Source organism: Streptomyces sp. NPDC038707, assembly GCF_040636485.1.
Lineage (GTDB): Bacteria > Actinomycetota > Actinomycetes > Streptomycetales > Streptomycetaceae > Streptomyces.
Map to the genome: position 1 here is coordinate 242,417 of NZ_JBEZUP010000003.1, position 19,326 is coordinate 261,742.

Genomic DNA, 19,326 nt, shown 5'->3' on the forward strand with positions numbered 1-19,326 from the left:
TGCCGCGTCCCCCGTGTCCCGTGCCATGCCCGCCCCCAGGAAGCCCACGGCGCCCCGTGTCATGCCCTGCCCTCAGGAAGCCCGCGGCGCCCCTGTCGACCCCACCGCCCCCAAGCGGCCCGCAGCCCCCCCGTCGATCGACCCCACCGCGCACAAGTGCCCCGTGCCACCCGTGAACCTCCGGTGTCGTGCCCCGCCCTCAAGAGGCCCCCGGCCCCCCCTGCCGGCCCCGGTGTCGCGCCCCGCCCTCAAGAGGCGCGCGGCACCCCCGTGGACCCCCGCACCATCAACTCGCCGCGTATCGAGGCGATCCCGCCGGGCGGGGGCTCCTCGCGGCCCATGGCGATGCGGCCCGCCCGGGCGCCCGCCTCCGCGAGGGGGAGGCGGACCGTGGTCAGCGAGGGGACCGCGTCGATGCTGAACGGGAGGTCGTCGAAGCCGGCCACCGACACGTCCTCGGGCACGCGCAGCCCGGACTCGCGCAGCGCGGCGCACGCGCCGAGGGCGACGGAGTCGTTCGCGGCCACGATCGCCGTCAGGGACGGGTCCCGGCGCAGCAGCTCCAGCGTGGCCTCGTAGCCGGACCGGCGGTCGTAGCGGCCGTACACCGTCCGGTCCGGGTCGTCCTCGACGCCCGCCGCCGCGAGCGCGGCCCGGTGGCCCTCCAGGCGGTGCCGGGTGGTCGTACGGTCCCCGGGCCCGGCGATGTAACCCAGCCGGCGGTGACCGAGGCCGAGCAGATGGGCGGTCAGGGCGCGCGCCCCGCCCCGGTTGTCGAAGGTGAGCGCGACCGCGTCGGTGTCCGGCGCCGGCGGGCGCCCGCACAGCACCACCCGGGTCCCGGCGTCCGCCAGCTTCCGCAGCTTCGCCGCCACCGCCGCCGCGTGCGGCGCGTTCTCCACCGCACCGCCGGTCAGCACGACGGCCGCGGCCCGCTGCCGCTGGAGCAACGTGAGGTAGGTCAGCTCCCGTTCGGGTGATCCCCCGGTGTTGCAGACGACCGCCAGCCGCTCTCCGCCCGCGCGCCCGCCCGGGCCGCCGATCTCGCCCTGGATCGCGCCGGCCATGATCCCGAAGAAGGGGTCGGCGATGTCGTTGACGAGGATGCCGACCAGGTCGGAGGTGGCCGCGGCGAGCGCGCTGGCCGGGCCGTTGAGGACGTAGTCCAGCTCGTCCACCGCCCGCAGCACCCGTTCCCGGGTGGCGGCGGCGACGGGGTAGTTGCCGTTCAGCACGCGCGACACCGTCGCGGGGGAGACCTGGGCGCGGGCCGCCACGTCCGCCAGGGTCACCGTCATCTCGTCGTCCTCCGGTCACGCGTCGTGTCGTACGCCCTCGTAGACAGCCGGGCCTGTGTGCTGGTTCCGAGCCGACCTTAAGGCCACCGCGCCCGCTTGTTCGCCCGCTCGAACAACTCCCCCGGACAGCGGTCTTGTACAGACCACGTGCAGAGGCTAGCTTCTCCTCACATATAGAAAGCGCTTGCTACACCGACCCGCGAAGGGGACTCACGTGACACGCAAGACGGTGCGCATCGCCATGAACGGCGTGACCGGGCGCATGGGGTACCGCCAGCACCTCGTCCGGTCCATCCTCGCCCTGCGCGACCAGGGCGGTCTCGACCTCGGCGACGGCACCGTGCTGTGGCCCGAGCCGGTCCTCGTCGGCCGCCGTGAGCACGCCCTGCGGGAGATCGCGGACCGGCACGGCCTGGAGCACGTCTCCACCGACCTGGACGCCGTCCTCGCCGACCCGTCCGTCGACATCTACTTCGACGCCCAGGTCACCTCCGCCCGCGAGGAGTCCATCGCCCGGGCCATCGCGGCCGGCAAGCACATCTACACCGAGAAGCCCACCGCCACCGGCCTGGACGGCGCGCTGCGGCTGGCCCGGCTCGCCCACGAGAAGGGCGTCAGGCACGGTGCCGTCCAGGACAAGATTTTCCTGCCGGGCCTGCTGAAGCTGAAGCGCCTCATCGACGGCGGCTTCTTCGGCCGCATCCTCTCCGTGCGCGGCGAGTTCGGGTACTGGGTCTTCGAGGGCGACTGGCAGCCCGCCCAGCGGCCCTCCTGGAACTACCGCACGGAGGACGGCGGCGGCATCGTCGTCGACATGTTCCCGCACTGGGAGTACGTGCTGCACGAGCTGTTCGGCCGGGTGACGTCCGTCCAGGCCCTGGTCACCACCCACATCCCCCAGCGCTGGGACGAGCAGGGCAAGCCCTACGACGCCACCGCCGACGACGCCGCGTACGGCATCTTCGAGCTGGAGGGCGGCGCCGTCGCCCAGATCAACTCCTCCTGGGCCGTGCGCGTCCACCGCGACGAACTGGTGGAGTTCCAGGTCGACGGCACGGAAGGCTCCGCCGTGGCGGGCCTGCGCACCTGCCGCGTCCAGCACCGCAGCGCCACCCCCAAGCCGGTGTGGAACCCGGACGTCCCCGCCACCGAGGTCTTCCGCGACCAGTGGCAGGAGGTGCCCGACAACACCGAGTTCGACAACGGCTTCAAGGCCCAGTGGGAGCTGTTCCTCAAGCACGTCTACGCCGACGCCCCCTACCACTGGGACCTGCTGGCCGGCGCCCGCGGTGTCCAGCTCGCCGAACTGGGCCTGAGGTCCGCCGCCGAGGGCCGCCGCATCGACGTCCCGGAGATCTCGCTGTGACCCTCCACCTCCCCTCCGCCGACGGCACCCTGCGCGCCTACGAACCCCGCACCGAGCCGCTCGCCTTCACCCCCGGCACCCCCTTCACCTCCCGTACGGTCTTCTCGGCGGCCCATGTCGTCGCCGACCCCTTCGCGGACGTCACGCCCGACTCGCCCGCCGCCGTCGACTGGGACGCGACCCTCGCCTTCCGCCGCCACCTGTGGTCCCACGGGCTCGGCGTGGCCGAGGCGATGGACACCGCCCAGCGCGGCATGGGCCTGGACTGGGCGGGCGCGGCCGAACTGATCCGGCGCAGCGCGGCGGAGGCCCGCGCCGTGGGCGGCCGGATCGCCTGCGGCGTCGGCACCGACCAACTGCCCGCCGGCACCCTTGCCGACATCCGCGCGGCCTACGAGGAGCAGCTCGCCGTGGTCGAGGAGGCGGGCGCCCAGGCCATCGTCATGGCCTCCCGCGCCCTTGCCGCCACCGCCCGCGGACCCGAGGACTACCTGGAGGTCTACGGCCACCTGCTGCGCCAGGCCGCCGAGCCGGTGATCCTGCACTGGCTGGGCCCGATGTTCGACCCCGCCCTGGAGGGCTACTGGGGCTCCTCCGGCCTGGACGCGGCCACCGACACCTTCCTGGAGGTCATCGCCGCTCACCCGGACAAGGTCGACGGCGTCAAGATCTCGCTCCTGGACGCCCAGCGCGAGATCGACCTCAGGCGCCGCCTCCCGCGGGGCGTGCGCTGCTACACCGGCGACGACTTCCACTACCCCGAGCTGATCGAGGGCGACGACCAGGGCTTCAGCCACGCCCTGCTCGGCATCTTCGACCCGCTGGGCCCGCTGGCGGCGCAGGCGGTACGGGTCCTGGACACCGGTGACGTCCCCGGCTTCCGCGCCCTCCTCGACCCCACGGTGGAGCTGTCCCGGCACCTCTTCCAGCCCCCGACCCGCTTCTACAAGACGGGCGTGGTCCTCCTGGCCTGGCTCGCGGGCCACCAGGACCACTTCGCGATGGTCGGCGGCCTCCAGTCGGCCCGCTCCCTCCCGCACCTCGCCCGCGCCTACGAACTCGCCGACACCCTGGGCCTGTTCCCCGACCCCAAACTGGCCGAGGAACGCATGAGGACCCTGCTGTCGCTGTACGGAGTGACCCGATGAACCCCGACCTCGCCCGCTTCTCCGTCAACCAGATGACGGTGAAGCAGCTCTCCCTCCCCGAACTGGTCGACGGCTGTGCCCGGTCGGGCATCACGAACGTGGGCCTGTGGCGGGAACCGGTCCAGGCGTACGGCGTGGAGGCGACCGCCAAGCTGGTCCGCGACGCGGGCCTGACGGTGACGACGCTGTGCCGGGGCGGCTTCCTCACGGCGACCGACCCGGTCGAGCGGATGGAGGCGCTGGGCGACAACCACGCGGCCATCGAGGAGGCAGCCGCGCTCGGCACGGACACCCTGGTCCTGGTCTCCGGCGGCCTCCCGCTGTTCAGCAAGGACCTGCACGGCGCCCGCGAACGCATCGCCGACGCCCTCGCCGTCCTGGCACCGTACGCGGCCGACCGCGGCGTACGCCTCGCCATCGAACCCCTGCATCCCATGTACGCGGCCGACCGCTGCGTGGTCTCCACGCTCACGCAGGCCCTGGACCTGGCCGAACGCTTCCCGGCGGACCAGGTGGGCGTCACCGTCGACACGTACCACATCTGGTGGGACGACCAGGCTCCCGCCCAGATCGCCCGCGCGGGCGCGGGCGGCCGCATCCACACCTTCCAGCTCGCCGACTGGACCACCCCCCTTCCCGAGGGCGTCCTCAACGGCCGCGGCCAGCTCGGGGACGGCGCGATCGACATGCGCGAATGGAGGGGTTATGTGGAGGCCGCCGGCTACACCGGCCCCATCGAAGTGGAGCTTTTCAACGAGGCGTTGTGGGCGAGGGACGGCCACGAGGTCCTGGCGGAGACGGCCGAACGCTTCCGCGCACATGTGATCTGATAAAGGGCATGACCGACACGCTGGGTCCGCTGGAGCGGATCGACGGCCGCTGGGTCCTGGGGGACGCCCGGCGGCCGGACGGACCGTGGGTGGGGTTCCGGGAGGAAGGACTCCACCAGCACGAGCCGGACACCGAGGACCTGCTGGTCCCCTGGACCCGGATCATGCTGGGCATGCGCGTCACCCTGGGCTCGAAGTACCCGTACAAGGGCCACGGGACCGCTCTGTCCCACGCCCTCCCGGGCCCCTGGAAGGGCCGGGGCCACGGCTACCTGCACATGACCCTGCGTCACCCCTACGAGGACTTCACCCTCCGGTTCGGCATGCACCCCGGCCTGTACAGCCTGACCGAGGTGGTGCTGCTGGAGGAGCTGCTGACGCACGCGGTACGCGAGCAGCGGCTGCACCGCCTGGCTGACCCGGACCGACTGGCCCGGATGGTCGCGTACCTGGCCCCGCTGCGTCCCCGGACGTTCAAGGCGTACAGCCGGGCGGTGACGGAGGCGTTCAGCCTGTCCGATGGGTGAGGCGCGGGACGTCCAGGGCGCCGTTCACGCGGGGGCCGGCGGTGCGATCTCGGCGATCAGGGCGCGGACGCGCTCTCCGATCTCGTCGCGGATGGGACGGACGGCGTCGACACCTTGGCCGGCCGGGTCGGGGAGCCGCCAGTCGAGGTAGCGCTTGCCGGGGAAGACGGGGCAGGCGTCGCCGCAGCCCATGGTGATGACGACGTCGGAAGCCTGTACGGCGTTTACGGTCAGCACCTTGGGCACCTCGGCGGAGATGTCGATGCCGACCTCCGCGAGCGCTTCGACCACGGCCGGATTGACCGTGTCGGCCGGGGCGGAACCCGCGGACCGCACCTGGACGCGGTCACCGGCGAGGTGGGTGAGGAAGGCGGCGGCCATCTGCGAGCGTCCGGCGTTGTGGACGCAGACGAACAGCACGGACGGCTGCCGCGGGGTGTCAGGCATGGATGGGTTCTTCCTGTGGTGCGGGGGCGGCCGGGCCGGTGAAGTAGCGGCGCGCGTACAGGGCCACGTGGACCAGTCCGATCAGTACGGGCACTTCGATGAGCGGTCCGACGACGCCGGCCAGGGCCTGCCCCGAGGAGACGCCGAAGGTGGCGATGGCGACGGCGATGGCCAGCTCGAAGTTGTTGCCCGCGGCGGTGAAGGCGAGCGTGGTGGCCCGCGGGTGGTCCAGGCCGACGGCCCTGCCCAGCAGCATGGACCCGGCCCACATGAGCGCGAAGTAGACCAGCAGCGGCAGCGCGATGCGGGCCACGTCGAGCGGCCGGCCGGTGATGGCGTCACCCTGGAGGGCGAAGAGGACGACGATCGTGAACAGCAGGCCGTACAGGGCGAACGGGCCGACGCGCGGGATCAGCTTCGCCTCGTACCAGGCACGGCCCTTGAGCTTCTCGCCGATGCGGCGGGTCAGGTAGCCGGCCGCGAGCGGGATGCCGAGGAAGACCAGCACGCTGCGGGCGATCTCCCCCACGGACACGTCGAGTCCGGTCTGTTCCAGGCCGAGCAGGCCGGGCAGGGCCTGGAGGTAGAACCAGCCGAGCGCGGAGAACGCGATCACCTGGAAAACGGAGTTGAGCGCGACCAGCACGGCGGCCGCTTCCCGGTGTCCGCAGGCCAGGTCGTTCCAGATGACGACCATGGCGATGCAGCGGGCGAGACCGACGATGATCAGCCCGGTGCGGTACTCGGGCAGGTCCGCCAGGAACAGCCAGGCCAGCGCGAACATGAGGGCCGGGCCGACGATCCAGTTCAGCAGCAGCGAGGGCAGCAGCAGGCGGCGGTCCCGCGTCACGGTGCCGAGCCGGTCGTAGCGGACCTTGGCCAGCACCGGGTACATCATCACGAGCAGGCCCAGCGCGATCGGCAGGGACACCCCGCTCACCGTCACGGTGGCCAGCGCGCCGCCGATCCCCGGCACCAGGCGGCCCAGGCCGAGGCCCACGGCCATGGCGGCGAGGATCCACACGGCCAGGTAGCGGTCCAGGAACGACAGCCGTCCGGCCACGCTCTGTTCGGGTGCGGCCGTGCTCACGAGCCGGCACCGGCCCTGACGCCATGGTCGGGCAGCGGGGTGCCGGCGGGGCGGGTCAGGAGGCCCGCGAGGCGGTCGGTCGTCTCCGGCAGCAGCCAGTAGTACACCCACGTCCCACGCCGCTCGCAGTCGATCAGACCAGCTTGCCGCAGCAGCTTGAGGTGGTGCGAGATGGTCGGCTGCGACAGGTCGAAGGCCGGGGTCAGGTCGCACACGCAGACCTCGCCGCCCGCCTTCGAGGCGATCATCGACAGCAGCCGCAGCCGGACCGGATCACCGAGCGCCTTGAAGACCCGCGCCAGGTCGACCGCCTGTTCCTCGTCCAGCGGGGCGGTCAGCAGCCCCGGGCAGCACGCGTCGGCCCCGCCGGTCCCCTCCAGCACCACAAGCTCTTGCTTTGACATACGTCTATGTTGACAGTCTTCGATCCAGCGCGCAATGTTGCATCGACAAACATCAATACAACCGAACGGGAGCACCGCCATGCCTCGCGCTCAGCTCGCCCTGCGCGTCAGCGACCTGGAGGCGTCGATCACCTTCTACTCGAAGCTGTTCGGCACCGAACCGGCCAAGCGGCGCGAGGGGTACGCCAACTTCGCCATCACCGAACCCCCGCTCAAACTCGTCCTCATCGAGGGTGAGCCCGGCCAGGAGACCCGCCTGGACCATCTCGGCATCGAGGTCGAGTCCGCCGACCAGGTCACCGCCGCGACCGGCCGCCTCAAGGACGCCGACCTGGCCACGTTCGAGGAGAACGACACGTCCTGCTGCTACGCCCTCCAGGACAAGGTCTGGGTCCACGGCCCCGGCCGGGAGCCCTGGGAGGTCTACGTCGTCAAGGCCGACGCAGGCACCCTCGGCAAGAGCGCCCGGGCCGGGGCGAGCGGCGACGGCTGCTGCCCGGTCCGCTGAGATTCAGGCGTTGTAGCCGCCGTGGGCGTCCAGCACCGCGCCGGTGACGTACGACGCGGCGGGGCTCGCCAGGAAGGCGATGGCCGCGGCGATCTCGTCGGGGTGCCCCATGCGTTGCAGGGACAGCGAGCCGAGCAGGGCGTTGAGGGTCTCGGGGTCCGGCGGCTGCATGCCGCCCTCCATCAGTCCGGCCTCCACGACGTTGGCCGTGATGTTCCGGGGCCCGAGGTCGCGTGCGACGCCCATGGTGTACCTCTCGATCCCGGCCTTGGTCGCCGCGTAGTCGGCGAGGCCGGGGGCGCCGACCCGGGAGCCGAGGCCGGAACTCACCGTGATGATGCGGCCGCCCGTGCGCAGCACCCGGGAGGCGGCCCGTATGACGGCGATCACGCCGAGGTAGTTGGTGGCGTGCATCCGGTCCAGCGCGGCGGTGTCGGCGTCCGGGTCGTCCACCCTGCGGCCCTGCTCCACCGAGATGGCCGCGTTGTTGACGAGGATGTCCAGGCCGCCGAAGTGCGCGACCACGTCATCGATGAGCGCCGGCGCCCGGCTCGTGTCCGCCTGGTCGGCCTGGAAGGCGACGGCCTTGGCTCCCTTGCCTAGCACCTCGTCCACGACAGCCTGCGCCTGCTTCTCGGAGCTGACGTAGGTGAACGCGACGTCGGCGCCCTGCTCGGCCAGCAGCCGTACGGTCGCGGCTCCCAGTCCGCGCGACCCTCCGGTGACCAGGGCGACCTTGCCCATGAGTGGCTTGCTCATTGTTCTCACCTCGTTGATCGATCCCTCCTGACAGTCGCAACGTTAATGGTTACGACTAGCTGTCGCAACCTTAAGTGTTACGACTATGCCGTCGTAGCATGAAGCGTCGCGACCGAGAGGAGGGTCCATGAGCGCCAACAGCAGGCTGACCATCGCCGCCCACGCGCTGGCCTGGATCGGCCTCTATCAGCGCCAGGGCCATGAGGTCGCCACCTCCGAACAGATCGCGGTCAGCGCGAACACCAACCCGGTGGTGATCAGGCGGCTGCTCGGCGAGCTGCGCAAGGCCGGGCTCGTGGAGTCCCGGCGGGGCGTGGGCGCGGGCTGGTCGCTGGCGCGCGAGCTGGAGTCGACGACCTTGCTCGACGTGTACGAGGCGGTGGAACCCGGCCCGCTGTTCGCGATGCACCGCACCACCCCGAACCAGGAATGCGTGGTGGGCCGCGGCATTCAGCCGACCATGCGGAGCATCTACGAGGGCATCGAGGAGACCCTGAGGCAGGAGCTGGCCCGTGTGACGCTCGCGGACGTACTCCGGGACGTACTCGCGGCACCTCGCTAGTGCTCCGGCCGCCGCGCTACTGGGTGTGGGGGAGCCGGCCCTTCTGGACGGCGGTCACGAACGCGGTCCAGCCGTCCAAGGAGAAGAGCACGGCGGGGCCGGTGACGGTCTTGCTGTCGCGGACGGGTACGTGAGCGTGGCCGCGGGCGACTTCGAGGCATTCCGATTGACTGCCGTCGCTGTAACTGGACTTGTACCAGCCGGTGAGGACGGATGAGTCGGAGATGGTGCGCTCACTGCTGACCATGTGCGTGTTCCTTCGCTGCGTCTCTGACGAGGGCCAGTGACTCCTGCTGTGACAAGGCGTCGCTCAGCGCCAGAGCGTAGGACGTCTGACAGTGGTTCACCACCGACGGATCATCGATCAGACGCCCGGTTTCGAACGCGTCCACATACGCCACTGGAGCCGAGTCATCGAAACTCATCAGAGTGAGCAGGCTCGTCATGAGCGAGTGCGCACCGACCCGGTATGGAAGGACATGCAGCCGAATTCGCCGTGCCTCGGCCATGTCGGCAATCTTGTTCAGCTGTTCCGCCATGGTGTGAGGGCCGCCCACAGGGCGTCGCAGCACGGCCTCATCGAGCAGCGTCCAAATGACAGGAGCTGACGGTCCCTCCAGAATTTTGGCGCGACTTGTTCGAATGACAACTTCCCTGTCAAGATCTTCATCTGTGTAGTTGGGGTGGTAGGCGGTGAACACGGCCCGCGCGTACTCCGGTGTCTGAAGCAGCCCGGGAACGAGTGTGAGCGCGAACAACTGGATCAGTGACGCGTGTTGCTCCAGTTCGCGGGCGGCAGCGAAGCGAGGGGCGAAGAACTGACTCTCCAAATCCTCCAGCCACCTCTCGAAGAACCCATCCGTCCCCAACGCCTGGTCGATCCGACGGGCGTCATCCGGCTTGGGGAGCCTCCTCCCCGCCTCCCAGTGACTGATCAGCGTCGGCGAGCAGACCACGATCTCGCTCAGTTGCTCCTGGGTCAGCCCGGCGGCGATGCGGCGCAGCCTGAGCTCCTCCCCGTACTTCTCGCGCGGCGTCTTCGGCCTGCGGACCACGCTCATCCGGCCAACTCCCTTGGTGACAGGCGCAATGTCAACCCCCCGCCCCTGGCAGCGTAGCCATGTCCGACCCCACTCTGTGAGGAAATCAGCACACAACGCAGTCACCGCAGGTGAGAAAGCAGGTCGGCATGCTCCACTTCCTGGCCCGGCTGGTCAGGCCGTCGCGTCGGCGCCGCAGGCCGGTCGCACCCCCGCCGTACACGGACGTGGCCCCGTACTCGTGCCCGTACGTCGGCGCCCACACCACGTACCGCAGGGGCGAGGCTCCCTTGCGCGGGGAGGACAGCCCGCTCGTCCGCCCGTATCTGGACCTGGTGGAGACCTACGCATGAGCGACCGGACGTACGACGACCCGCCGGCGGACGGGCGCCTGCTGCCCTGGACCGGTGAGGGGGGCAAGCCCTGTTATGTGCTGGGCGACGGCACGGGCTACGTGTCCCGGCTCGCGGACCAGATGGAGAGCGTGCAGCTCGGGATGGCCGGCGAGCTGATCGACCACGCGGCCGAACTCCTCACCGAGCACCGGCTGACGGACCTGGAACTGCACTACCTCGCCCGGCGGCTCACCGAATCCCTGCGGGAGGTCAAACGCGTCGCGGAGAGCAGGGGCGCGCGGCTGCCGAGCGGTTAGGCCGTGTCCCGATCAGGATGCGGCAGGCAGGAGCGCGGCGGTCTCGCTGAGGACCCGGGCCGCCGGTGCCGGGTCGACCAGCCACTTCAGGTGGCTGCTGGTGAGCGTACGGACGTCGTAGGGGTTCTCGGGCGTCAGCGCGTCGCCCTCGCGGATCATCCGGTCCTGCATGGCGAGCGGCACGCTGGTGTCCTCGGTCAGCCGGACGTACGTCTTGGGGATCCGCCCCCAGGTGTCGCGCTGCGCCCGGTCGTCGGGTGTGCCGGCGTCGAGGCTCTCGTCGGGCTGGAAGGTGCTGAGGAAGGCCATGAACTCGTCGTCCGTCCCGTCGGCGAGGAAGGCCGCCTTGAAGGCCGCGAGGACCCCGGGGTCGGAGGTGCGGAAGTTGGAGCGCAGCAGCCCGAGTTCGGCGGGGTTGCCGACCATCGCCGAGGCCGGCCCCGTGGTGTCGACCGTGGCCATCTCGGGCTCGGCGTAGTAGGCGCTGACGTCGAGGTCGACGGGGCACCAGGCGGCGGAGACGTAGACGATGCGGTCGATCAGGTCGGGCCGCTGGTTGGCCGCGACGGTGGCCGTCAGACCGCCTCGGCTGTGGGAGACGAGGATGACGGGACCGTTCCGCTTGGCTCGCTCCAGTATCGCGACGAGGTGCGCGACGTTGTCGGCGAGCGTGACGCCCTTGAGGGACCCGGGCGTGGCGGCGAGCCCTTCGAGGTCCTGCGGCGCCTGATAGGCCCGCGGGTACGTCGCGGCGAACCCGTGCCCCGGGAGATCGACGGCGACGGAGCGGTGTCCGAGGAGGCCGAGTTCGGCCTGCAGCGGTGCGAAGGAGAAGGAGTTCGCGAAGGCTCCGTGGACGAGCACGAACGTCGGTCGCATCTGTCTGCACACCCTTTCTGGTCCCCTGCGGCGCGCACCGGCCGGTCGCAGAGCCGTCTTCGTGCATGGCGACACCAGATGTCGAGTGCGGGGTGCGAGGGCAGACGGGAACGGCTGATCACTGTCCGATCGTCCACAGTACTCAGCCGAAGATCATCCGCACTACCCGGGCCGGGATCGTGGAGGAGTCCGGCCACGGTGGAACCCCGCCGGATGAGCACCCGCTAGAAGAACACCCCGCACCGCAGCAGCACGTTCGCGTACGGGCGGGCCTCGCCCGTCCGCACGATCAGCCGGGCACCGGACGAGAGGGCCTTCAGGCGTTCGTGCGGGACGTAGGCCAGGTCGGTGAAGTGGAACCCCGCCGGATGAGCACCCGCTAGAAGAACACCCCGCACCGCAGCAGCACGTTCGCGTACGGGCGGGCCTCGCCCGTGCGGACGATCAGCCGGGCGCCGGACGAGAGGTCCTTCAGGCGTTCGTGCGGGACGTAGGCCAGGTCGGCGAAACGGCCTTCCAGCAGGGCCGTCGCCGCCGGGTTGGCCGTCCGGACCTCCTCCGCCGCCGTGGCGCCCTCCACCACCAGCTCGGCCAGCAGGCCGTCCAGTACCTCGGCGAAGGACGGCACCCCGGCCCGGAACGCCAGGTCCACCACCCGGGGCCCGTCGGGTATCGGCATGCCCGCGTCGCACACCAGCACCCCGTGCCCGTGCCCGAGTCCGGCCAGCGCCCCCGACAGGTGCCGGTTCAGGATCCCCGCCTTCTTCACAGCGCCCCGACCTCCGCCGCCGTCGGGTACGACTCCTGCGCGCCCCGCCGCGTCACCGCCGCCGCGCCCACCCGGGCCGCGTACGCCGCCGCCTCCGCCAGGCCCGCGCCCGCGCCCAGCCGCCAGGCCAGCGCGGCCGTGAACGCGTCGCCCGCGCCGGTCGTGTCCACCGCGTCCACCTTCACCGACGGCACCAGGGCCGTCCCCGAGCCGTCGCACACCAGCGCCCCGCGCGCGCCCAGCGTGACCACCACCGAGCGCGGCCCCTTGGCCAGCAGCAGCCGGGCCCAGTCCGCCGGGTCGTCGCCCACCCGGGCGTCCCCGAGGATCACCCGGGCCTCGTGCTCGTTCACGATCAGCGGGTCACAGGCCGCCAGCACCTCCACAGGCAGCTCGCGCGGCGGGGACGGGTTCAGCACGAAGCGGCTGCCCGGCGCCAGGTTCCGCACCACCTCCACGACCGTCTCCAGCGGGATCTCCAGCTGGGCCGACACCACCCGGGAGGCGTGGAACAGGCTCGTGGCCGTCCGTACGTCCTCCGGGCGCAGCCGCCCGTTGGCGCCCGGCGACACCACGATGCTGTTGTCCCCGGACGGGTCCACGGTGATCAGCGCCACGCCCGTCGGGGCGCCGCCGACCAGCACCCCCACCGTGTCCACCCCGGCCGCGCGCAGGGAGTCGAGCAGCAGCCGGCCGTGGCCGTCGTCCCCGACCCGCGCCAGCAGGGCCGTACGCGCCTCCAGCCGGGCCGCCGCGACCGCCTGGTTGGCGCCCTTGCCGCCCGGGTGCACGGCCAGATCACCGCCGAGCACCGTCTCACCCGCGGCCGGCCGCCGCTCGACACCGATCACCAGGTCCGCGTTGGCCGAACCCACGACCAGCAGGTCGTAGTCGTACATCAGTTGACTCCCCTGACTCCCCTGAGAGATGACCTCGGCGGGCCGCCCCGGAGGAACTCCCCGGGGCGGCCCGCCCGCTGTGGTCCGTCAGCCGGTGAAACCGGCCACGTTGTCCTTCGTGACCACCTTCACCGGCACCTTCACCGTCGGCGCCACCTTCTCGCCCCGGACCGCCTTGAGGGCGTTGTCCACGGCGATCCGGCCCAGCTGCGAGGGCTGCTGGGCGACCGACGCGTACAGCGTGCCGCCCTTGACCGCCGTCAGCCCGTCCGGGGTGCCGTCGAAGCCGACGACCTGCACCGACCTGCCCGCCTTGGAGCCGAGCGCCTTGATCGCGCCGAGCGCCATCTCGTCGTTGGCGGCGATGACACCCTGCACGTCCGGGTGGGCCTGGAGCAGGTTCGACATCACGTCCAGCCCCTTCGTCCGGTCGAAGTCGGCGGGCTGCTGGGCCAGCACCCGGATGCCCGGGTAGGACTTCAGGCCCTTGGCGAACCCGGCCGCCCGCTCGCGCGCCGCCGAGGTGCCCGCCTGCCCCTGGAGGATGACGATCTTCCCGTGGCCGCCCAGCTTCTCGGCGACGGTCTTCGCGGCCAGCTCACCGCCGGCGACGTTGTCGGAGGCCACCAGCGTGGCCACGGAGGCGTGGTTGACGCCCCGGTCCACGGCGACCACCGGGATGTCCGCCTTGCCGGCGGCCTTCACCGAGTTGCCCGCCGCGTCCGAGTCCACCGGGTTGACGATGATCCCGTCCAGGCTCGTACTGGTGAAGTTCTGGAGCTGGTTGGCCTGCTGGGAGGCGTCGTTCTGGGCGTCGGTGACGGTCAGGTCCACGCCGAGCTTCCGCGCCTCGGCCTGCGCGCCGGACCGGATCTGCACGAAGAACGGGTTGTTCAGCGTGGACAGGGACAGGCCCAGCCGCGGGTTCGCCGACGAGGACGAACCGCCGTGCAGCAGCGAGGTCGCGCCGACCACGGCCACGGTGACCACGGCCGCCAGCCCGTACGTCACCGCCTGCTTGCCCTTCGGCCCGCCCGCCCCGGCGGCCACCGGGACGGCACCGGCCTTGCGGCGCACCGTGTCCAGCAGCACCGCCAGCGCGATCACCACACCGATGACGACCTGCTGCCAGAACGCGGAGACGGACAGCAGGTTCAGCCCGTTCCTCAGCACCGCCAGGATCAGCGCGCCGATCAGCGTGCCCGACGCCTTGCCGGTGCCGCCCGCCAGCGAGGCACCGCCGATGACGACGGCGGCGATGGCGTCCAGCTCGTAGCCGTCGGCGGCCTGCGGCTGCGCCGAGGACAGCCGGGCGGCCAGCACCACGCCCGCGACGGCGGCGAACAGCCCGGACAGGGCGTAGATGGCCAGCTTCTGCCGCTTGACCCTCAGGCCCGACAACCGGGCGGCCTCCTCGTTGCCGCCGATCGCGTACATGGACCGGCCGATGTACGTCCGCCCCAGCACGACGGCCGCGACGAGCCCCATCACCACCATGACCAGCACCGGCACCGGCAGCCAGCCGCCGAGAGTGTCCCCGAGGTGGGAGACCGAGCCGGGGAACGCGATGGGGGAGCCCTGCGAGATCACCAGCGCCAGACCGCGCCCCACCGACAGCATGGCCAGCGTCGCGATGAACGGCGGCAGCTTGCCGTAGGCGATGAGGAAACCGTTCACCAGACCGGCGACGACACCCGTGGCCACCGCCAGGACGACCGCCAGCGCGACCGGCACCCCGTGCGAGGTGGCGCTCCAGCCCAGCATGGTCGCCGACAGCGCGGCCACCGACCCCACGGACAGGTCGATGCCCGCCGAGACGATCACGAACGTCACGCCGAAGGCGAGGATGGCCGTCACGGCGGCCTGCACGCCGATGTTCAGCAGGTTGTCCGTCGTCAGGAAGTCGCCCGACAGCGCCGACAGGGCGATGACGAGGACGATCAGCGCGGTCAGCGCGCCGTTGTCGAGCAGCAGCCGGCGCAGGCCGCCCGGGGCGCCACTCGCGTCCGACCTGCTCTTGAGCGTGTCAGTGGCCACGGGTGGCCTCCTTCTCGGTCTCGGTGTCGGTCTTGTCGGTGTCGGTCTTGTCGGTGTCGGTCTTCTCGGTGGCGGGGGCGGAGACGGCGAGGGACATCACCGCGTCCTGCGTGGCCTGGTCGGCGGTCAGTTCGCCGGCGATCCGGCCCTGGGCCATCACCAGCACCCGGTCGCTCATGCCGAGCACCTCGGGCAGATCGCTGGAGATCATCAGCACGGCGGCACCGGCGGCCGTCAGCTCGTTGATCAGCTGGTAGATCTCGACCTTGGCGCCGACGTCGATCCCGCGCGTCGGCTCGTCCAGGATCAGCACCTTGGTGTCGGCCAGCAGCCACTTGCCGATGACGACCTTCTGCTGGTTGCCGCCGGACAGGGTCCCCACCCGCTGCCCGAGGCCCGCCATGCGCACCCCGAGCTGCCCGGCGATCCGCTCGGCGGCGGCCCGCTGGCCCTTGCGGTCCACGAGCCCCGCCCGGGTGGCCGCACGCAGCGTCACCAGCCCCAGGTTCTCCTCGACGGAGGCGTCCAGCACCAGCCCCTGTCCCTTGCGGTCCTCCGGCACCAGCCCGATCCCGGCCGCCATGGCGGCGTTCACGTCATGCCGCCGCAGCTCGGTGCCCGAGACCCGTACGGCCCCGCGGTCATAGGGATCGGCGCCGAACACGGCCCGTACGACCTCGGTCCGCCCGGCACCCACCAGCCCCGCGATGCCGACGACCTCACCGGCGTGCACCTCGAAGCTCACGTCGTGGAAGACCCCGTTCCGGCCCAGCCCCTCCACGGACAGCAGCGGGGCGCCCTTCCCGGTCCGCTCCCGCGGATACTGCTGCTCGATGGACCGCCCCACCATCAGCCGCACCAGCTCGTCCTCGGGGGTGGAGGCGGGCACCTGCCCGACGCTCCTGCCGTCCCGGATGACGGTGACCCGGTCGCCCAGGGCGTCGATCTCCTCCAGGTGATGGGTGATGAACACGATCCCCACCCCGTCGGCGCGCAGCCCCCGCACGATGGCGAAGAGTTTCTCCACCTCCTCCGAGGTGAGCACGGCGGTCGGCTCGTCCATGATGAGCACGCGCGCGTTCAGGCTGAGCGCCTTGGCGATCTCGACCATCTGGAGCCGGGCGATCCCCAGTTCCCGCACCCGCGCCCGGGGCGACACGTCGACCCCGACCCGCTTCAGCAGCGTCGCGGCGGCGTCCTCCATCCGCTTCCGGTCGATCAGCCCGAAGCGGCGCGGCTGCCGCCCCAGGAAGATGTTCTCGGCCACGGTCAGATCGGGCACCAGGTTGAACTCCTGGTAGATGGTGGCGATCCCGAGCCGTTCGGCGTCCTGCGCCCCGTGGACGCGCACCTCCTCACCGCCCACCAGGATCCGGCCGGCGTCGGGGGTGTAGGCACCGGAGAGCATCTTGATCAGCGTGCTCTTGCCGGCCCCGTTCTCACCGAGCAGCACATGGACCTCGCCCCGGCGCAGATCGAAGTCGACGCCGTCGAGCGCGACCACGCCGGGGAAGGTCTTCCGTATGCCCTCGATGCGCAGCAACTCGTCCGGGTTGCTCACGTCGTGCTCCTTTGCACTGGGGAGGGGGAGATGGGCTCACCGCACGAGCGGCGTACGACGAGCCGGGCGGGCAGCGTGACGGAGCGCGGGGTACGCCCCTCGATCCGGTCGGCCAGCGCGCGTACGGCGGCCCGGCCCAGTTCACCGGTGGGCTGGGCGATGGCGGTGACCGGCGGATCGGTGTGCACGAACCACGGGATGTCGTCGAACGCGGCCAGCGCGATGTCGTCGGGCACGCGCAGCCCACGGGCGCGTACGGCGTCCAGCGCGCCGAGCGCCATCAGGTTGTCGGCGGCGAAGACGACGTCGGGCGGCTCCGGCAGATCGAGGAACCCCTCGGTGACCCGCCGCCCGCTCTCGGCCTGGAAGTCGCCCTGCCCTATGAGGGCGTCGGGCAACGGCAGCCCGTACTCGGCGAGCGCGGCCCGGAAGGCCTCGACGCGCTCACTGCCGGTGGTGGTGGCGGCGGGCCCGGCGATGATGGCGAGCCGCCGGTGCCCGAGCGCGTACAGGTGCGCCACGAGATCCCGTACGGCTTCCCGTCCGTCGGACCGTACGACGGGCACGTCCACACCGGGGATCCACCGGTCGACGAACACCATCGGGGTCCCCGCCCGGGCGGCGTCGAGCATGAGCGGCGACCCGCCGTCCGTCGGCGACACGAGCAGCCCGTCGATCCGCCGGTCGAGCAGATTCCGCACGTGATGGTCCTGCAACTCGGGCCGCTCGTCGGCGTTCCCGATGATCACGCTGTACCCGAGCGCCCGGGCCTCTTCCTCGACGGACCGCGCCAGCTCGGTGAAGTAAGGATTCAGCACGTCACTGATGACGAGCCCGAGCGTATGGGTCTGATCGGTCCGCAAGGACCGCGCGACGGCGTTCGGCCGGTACCCGAGGGCGTCCACGGCGGCCATCACCCGCTCCCGCGCGTCGGCGCTGACGGACGGGTGGCCGTTCAGCACCCGTGACACGGTGGCCACGGACACCCCCGCCGAAGCGGCGACATCCTTGATGCTCGCCATCGCCGGCTCCACCTCCTCGTGGAATCGATTACATCCTTGCGGTACGAGGATTGGAAACGATTACACGACGTGGAGGCAAGGGGGTGCGGATGGCCGAAACCCAATCGTGACCGTGGCGGCGGGGGTGCGGGGGCCGACCGGCGCCGGAGGCTGCCGGAGGGGCCGGGCCCCGGTCACGCGCACCGCCGACGCGGGCGCGCGGCCGGAACGGAACAAATGAAAAAACGCTCTCCGTAAAGTTTTCCAGACTCGCGTTCACTCATTTGCCGCGCATCTGGAGGAGAGGGGGTGGCGTTAGCCCGAATATGACGACGACGAGGCTCCACGGCTTGCTCCACCGGGACACGAGGAAGGATAGCCGGTCGACGGGCAGTTTGCTGACATTCAGTCCAACATTGCACCCGCCTGGCGGAGCCGGCGCCGCGCTCGAGGCACGCGAAGATCACGCACGCGCCGTGGGTGCGCTGCTCCGCGAATTCCTCGTCCTGCTGGAGGCGGTCCAGGAGGAATTCAATGAGCGGTGGAGCGCTCAGGAAAACACGGGCTGCCACTTGGATCGTGTCTGACGGGGGGATCTCTATGAATCACGAGTTTGCGGGTTCGTCTTTCGGGCGTCGCGAATGGTACGCGGACGCGGCGCCGTACCCGACGGGCGCGGACTGGCGCGGCGGACCGGCCGATGGTCTGGATCCGGGTGATGTGCTGGTACCGCCCGACGCCTACTGGGACCCGGCGGAAGAACTCGCCAGCCTTTTGCAGGGCAATGCCCCGGCCGGACAGACGGCCACGCTCCCACCACCTCGCAGCGAGCCGGTACCCGGCGTGGACTTCGCCGACCCGAGGGAAAAACTCGCGCAGATCACCACGCGGTTCTCGCCCGGCCGACGCCCTCCCGCCGGGGCGGGGCACCGGAAAAGGCGGGTTCAGAAAAGCTACATCAAGTGGATGCGGGCCGGCAGCTTCATGATCGCCGCATTCGTGTCCGTCCTCGTGGCGATGGTCAGCGTATTCGGCGGAATCGCGGCCTACGGCCCGCTGCGGAATGCCACCCCGGGCGTGAACGGCGGAATGATCGCCTGGTGGCCCCTTCTCGTGTACGGCCCGTGGATGGCCGCCTCCCTCTCCATCCTGCGAAATGCCCTGCATCAGCGCCGGGCCGTGCACTCGTGGTGCATCGTGGTGCTGTTTTCCTCGGTCGCGATGATCCTGTGCGTGGCCCAGGCCGACCGGACCGTCACCGGCATCGCCGGCGCCGCCCTCCCCGCGCTCGCGTCCCTGGCCTGTTTCCAGCAACTGATCCGCCAGATCACCCTGACCCTGCCCCAGAGCCACGAAAGGCCTCGTCACGGCAGGTAGCGCAGAACCGTTGCACCGGGTGCGGGCCGAAATCAGAGGCGGACCCGCGGAGCCCTCGCACCGGAGGAGGGCCTCCACCAGACCACTCACCGGCAAGTCGCCGCACGCACCCGGCGTGCATGTGAGACGCGGCCGCGTCCCCGGGCCCGGGGACGGTCCGGTACTGGACTGC

22 protein-coding genes and 1 pseudogene are annotated in these 19,326 nt (G+C 71.2%); 9 read left to right on the forward strand and 14 right to left on the reverse strand.

Features of this window, described 5'->3' with window-relative positions; all coding sequences use genetic code 11:
- Positions 1-248 precede the first annotated feature (248 nt).
- Positions 249-1,298, reverse strand: a complete 1,050-nt coding sequence (locus AB0E62_RS05985; protein ID WP_362188688.1) for a LacI family DNA-binding transcriptional regulator — start codon at positions 1,296-1,298, stop codon at positions 249-251.
- 214 nt (positions 1,299-1,512) lie between these two features.
- Here AB0E62_RS05985 and AB0E62_RS05990 point away from each other — a divergent pair, with 214 nt between their 5' ends.
- The 4 genes from AB0E62_RS05990 to AB0E62_RS06005 are packed head-to-tail and all read left to right on the forward strand — an operon-like array spanning position 1,513 to position 5,169.
- Entirely contained in the window at positions 1,513-2,664 is a 1,152-nt protein-coding gene (locus AB0E62_RS05990) for a Gfo/Idh/MocA family oxidoreductase (RefSeq protein ID WP_362188691.1), read from the forward strand.
- On the forward strand, positions 2,661-3,812 hold the full coding sequence (locus tag AB0E62_RS05995) for a dihydrodipicolinate synthase family protein (RefSeq protein WP_362188694.1): 1,152 nt from the start codon (positions 2,661-2,663) through the stop codon (positions 3,810-3,812). Before AB0E62_RS05990 ends, AB0E62_RS05995 begins: the two co-directional genes overlap by 4 nt.
- Entirely contained in the window at positions 3,809-4,642 is an 834-nt protein-coding gene (locus AB0E62_RS06000; protein WP_362188697.1) for a sugar phosphate isomerase/epimerase family protein, read from the forward strand. Before AB0E62_RS05995 ends, AB0E62_RS06000 begins: the two co-directional genes overlap by 4 nt.
- 8 nt (positions 4,643-4,650) lie before the next feature.
- Entirely contained in the window at positions 4,651-5,169 is a 519-nt protein-coding gene (locus AB0E62_RS06005; protein WP_362188700.1) for a hypothetical protein, read from the forward strand.
- A gap of 24 nt (positions 5,170-5,193) precedes the next feature.
- Here the strand turns inward: AB0E62_RS06005 and AB0E62_RS06010 are convergent, their stop codons facing one another.
- Genes AB0E62_RS06010 through AB0E62_RS06020 form a run of 3 tightly spaced genes read right to left on the reverse strand, consistent with a single transcriptional unit; the run spans position 5,194 to position 7,110 of the window.
- Positions 5,194-5,616, reverse strand: a complete 423-nt coding sequence (locus AB0E62_RS06010; protein WP_362188703.1) for an arsenate reductase ArsC — start codon at positions 5,614-5,616, stop codon at positions 5,194-5,196.
- A complete protein-coding gene (gene arsB / locus AB0E62_RS06015; protein ID WP_362188706.1) occupies positions 5,609-6,706 on the reverse strand; it encodes an ACR3 family arsenite efflux transporter in 1,098 nt (365 codons plus the stop codon). Before arsB ends, AB0E62_RS06010 begins: the two co-directional genes overlap by 8 nt.
- Positions 6,703-7,110, reverse strand: a complete 408-nt coding sequence (locus tag AB0E62_RS06020) for a metalloregulator ArsR/SmtB family transcription factor (RefSeq protein WP_362188709.1) — start codon at positions 7,108-7,110, stop codon at positions 6,703-6,705. Before AB0E62_RS06020 ends, arsB begins: the two co-directional genes overlap by 4 nt.
- Before the next feature lie 79 nt (positions 7,111-7,189).
- On the opposite strand from AB0E62_RS06020, the gene AB0E62_RS06025 reads away from it, so the two are divergent.
- On the forward strand, positions 7,190-7,618 hold the full coding sequence (locus tag AB0E62_RS06025) for an ArsI/CadI family heavy metal resistance metalloenzyme (RefSeq protein WP_362188711.1): 429 nt from the start codon (positions 7,190-7,192) through the stop codon (positions 7,616-7,618).
- Positions 7,619-7,621: 3 nt separating this feature from the next.
- On the opposite strand, the gene AB0E62_RS06030 is transcribed toward AB0E62_RS06025, so the two are convergent.
- On the reverse strand, positions 7,622-8,377 hold the full coding sequence (locus AB0E62_RS06030) for an SDR family oxidoreductase (RefSeq protein ID WP_362188714.1): 756 nt from the start codon (positions 8,375-8,377) through the stop codon (positions 7,622-7,624).
- Positions 8,378-8,504: 127 nt separating this feature from the next.
- On the opposite strand from AB0E62_RS06030, the gene AB0E62_RS06035 reads away from it, so the two are divergent.
- Positions 8,505-8,939 carry an Rrf2 family transcriptional regulator gene (locus AB0E62_RS06035; RefSeq protein WP_362188717.1) on the forward strand — a complete coding sequence of 145 codons (435 nt, stop codon included), beginning with the start codon at positions 8,505-8,507 and terminating at the stop codon, positions 8,937-8,939.
- A 16-nt stretch (positions 8,940-8,955) separates the two neighbouring features.
- Here the strand turns inward: AB0E62_RS06035 and AB0E62_RS06040 are convergent, their stop codons facing one another.
- Positions 8,956-9,186, reverse strand: coding sequence for a DUF397 domain-containing protein (locus tag AB0E62_RS06040; protein WP_362188720.1), 231 nt, complete (start codon positions 9,184-9,186; stop codon positions 8,956-8,958).
- The gene (locus tag AB0E62_RS06045; RefSeq protein ID WP_362188723.1) at positions 9,173-10,000 is read right to left on the reverse strand and encodes a helix-turn-helix transcriptional regulator; all 828 of its coding nucleotides are present in this window, start codon (positions 9,998-10,000) and stop codon (positions 9,173-9,175) included. Before AB0E62_RS06045 ends, AB0E62_RS06040 begins: the two co-directional genes overlap by 14 nt.
- 110 nt (positions 10,001-10,110) lie before the next feature.
- On the opposite strand from AB0E62_RS06045, the gene AB0E62_RS06050 reads away from it, so the two are divergent.
- Together AB0E62_RS06050 and AB0E62_RS06055 are read left to right on the forward strand one after the other, a co-directional pair.
- The gene (locus AB0E62_RS06050) at positions 10,111-10,332 is read left to right on the forward strand and encodes a hypothetical protein (RefSeq protein ID WP_362188726.1); all 222 of its coding nucleotides are present in this window, start codon (positions 10,111-10,113) and stop codon (positions 10,330-10,332) included.
- On the forward strand, positions 10,329-10,631 hold the full coding sequence (locus AB0E62_RS06055) for a hypothetical protein (RefSeq protein ID WP_362188729.1): 303 nt from the start codon (positions 10,329-10,331) through the stop codon (positions 10,629-10,631). Before AB0E62_RS06050 ends, AB0E62_RS06055 begins: the two co-directional genes overlap by 4 nt.
- A 12-nt stretch (positions 10,632-10,643) precedes the next feature.
- On the opposite strand, the gene AB0E62_RS06060 is transcribed toward AB0E62_RS06055, so the two are convergent.
- The 7 genes and pseudogenes from AB0E62_RS06060 to AB0E62_RS06090 all read right to left on the reverse strand — a co-directional run bounded on the left by AB0E62_RS06060 (position 10,644) and on the right by AB0E62_RS06090 (position 17,798).
- A complete protein-coding gene (locus AB0E62_RS06060) occupies positions 10,644-11,510 on the reverse strand; it encodes an alpha/beta fold hydrolase (RefSeq protein WP_362188731.1) in 867 nt (288 codons plus the stop codon).
- A 224-nt stretch (positions 11,511-11,734) separates the two neighbouring features.
- Positions 11,735-11,875 (reverse strand): annotated as a pseudogene (locus tag AB0E62_RS06065) (RbsD/FucU domain-containing protein); the annotation flags it as partial.
- 14 nt (positions 11,876-11,889) lie between these two features.
- Positions 11,890-12,279 (reverse strand): D-ribose pyranase, encoded by a 390-nt coding sequence (rbsD, locus tag AB0E62_RS06070; protein WP_362188734.1) that lies wholly within the window; start codon positions 12,277-12,279, stop codon positions 11,890-11,892.
- Positions 12,276-13,178, reverse strand: coding sequence for a ribokinase (locus tag AB0E62_RS06075; protein WP_362188737.1), 903 nt, complete (start codon positions 13,176-13,178; stop codon positions 12,276-12,278). Before AB0E62_RS06075 ends, rbsD begins: the two co-directional genes overlap by 4 nt.
- 87 nt (positions 13,179-13,265) lie before the next feature.
- Complete coding sequence (locus tag AB0E62_RS06080) at positions 13,266-15,215, reverse strand: substrate-binding domain-containing protein (protein ID WP_362188740.1); 1,950 nt, start codon at positions 15,213-15,215, stop codon at positions 13,266-13,268.
- Positions 15,205-16,776: a sugar ABC transporter ATP-binding protein gene (locus AB0E62_RS06085; RefSeq protein WP_362188743.1), complete on the reverse strand. Its 1,572-nt coding sequence runs from the start codon at positions 16,774-16,776 to the stop codon at positions 15,205-15,207. The genes AB0E62_RS06080 and AB0E62_RS06085 overlap by 11 nt, the downstream gene beginning before the upstream one ends.
- Positions 16,773-17,798: a LacI family DNA-binding transcriptional regulator gene (locus AB0E62_RS06090; protein WP_362188746.1), complete on the reverse strand. Its 1,026-nt coding sequence runs from the start codon at positions 17,796-17,798 to the stop codon at positions 16,773-16,775. The genes AB0E62_RS06085 and AB0E62_RS06090 overlap by 4 nt, the downstream gene beginning before the upstream one ends.
- Positions 17,799-18,377: 579 nt before the next feature.
- On the opposite strand from AB0E62_RS06090, the gene AB0E62_RS06095 reads away from it, so the two are divergent.
- On the forward strand, positions 18,378-19,154 hold the full coding sequence (locus tag AB0E62_RS06095) for a DUF2637 domain-containing protein (RefSeq protein WP_362188749.1): 777 nt from the start codon (positions 18,378-18,380) through the stop codon (positions 19,152-19,154).
- Positions 19,155-19,326: the final 172 nt, after the last annotated feature.

What these genes read in the sequence shown, in the direction of transcription:
- AB0E62_RS05985 (WP_362188688.1), bottom strand. Translation starts at nt 1,298, where the DNA reads ATGACGGTGACCCTGGCGGACGTGGCGGCCCGCGCCCAGGTCTCCCCC.
- AB0E62_RS06000 (WP_362188697.1), top strand. Translation starts at nt 3,809, where the DNA reads ATGAACCCCGACCTCGCCCGCTTCTCCGTCAACCAGATGACGGTGAAG.
- AB0E62_RS06005 (WP_362188700.1), top strand. Translation starts at nt 4,651, where the DNA reads ATGACCGACACGCTGGGTCCGCTGGAGCGGATCGACGGCCGCTGGGTC.
- AB0E62_RS06010 (WP_362188703.1), bottom strand. Translation starts at nt 5,616, where the DNA reads ATGCCTGACACCCCGCGGCAGCCGTCCGTGCTGTTCGTCTGCGTCCAC.
- AB0E62_RS06020 (WP_362188709.1), bottom strand. Translation starts at nt 7,110, where the DNA reads ATGTCAAAGCAAGAGCTTGTGGTGCTGGAGGGGACCGGCGGGGCCGAC.
- AB0E62_RS06025 (WP_362188711.1), top strand. Translation starts at nt 7,190, where the DNA reads ATGCCTCGCGCTCAGCTCGCCCTGCGCGTCAGCGACCTGGAGGCGTCG.
- AB0E62_RS06030 (WP_362188714.1), bottom strand. Translation starts at nt 8,377, where the DNA reads ATGAGCAAGCCACTCATGGGCAAGGTCGCCCTGGTCACCGGAGGGTCG.
- AB0E62_RS06035 (WP_362188717.1), top strand. Translation starts at nt 8,505, where the DNA reads ATGAGCGCCAACAGCAGGCTGACCATCGCCGCCCACGCGCTGGCCTGG.
- AB0E62_RS06040 (WP_362188720.1), bottom strand. Translation starts at nt 9,186, where the DNA reads ATGGTCAGCAGTGAGCGCACCATCTCCGACTCATCCGTCCTCACCGGC.
- AB0E62_RS06045 (WP_362188723.1), bottom strand. Translation starts at nt 10,000, where the DNA reads ATGAGCGTGGTCCGCAGGCCGAAGACGCCGCGCGAGAAGTACGGGGAG.
- AB0E62_RS06055 (WP_362188729.1), top strand. Translation starts at nt 10,329, where the DNA reads ATGAGCGACCGGACGTACGACGACCCGCCGGCGGACGGGCGCCTGCTG.
- AB0E62_RS06060 (WP_362188731.1), bottom strand. Translation starts at nt 11,510, where the DNA reads ATGCGACCGACGTTCGTGCTCGTCCACGGAGCCTTCGCGAACTCCTTC.
- AB0E62_RS06075 (WP_362188737.1), bottom strand. Translation starts at nt 13,178, where the DNA reads ATGTACGACTACGACCTGCTGGTCGTGGGTTCGGCCAACGCGGACCTG.
- AB0E62_RS06090 (WP_362188746.1), bottom strand. Translation starts at nt 17,798, where the DNA reads ATGGCGAGCATCAAGGATGTCGCCGCTTCGGCGGGGGTGTCCGTGGCC.
- AB0E62_RS06095 (WP_362188749.1), top strand. Translation starts at nt 18,378, where the DNA reads ATGAATCACGAGTTTGCGGGTTCGTCTTTCGGGCGTCGCGAATGGTAC.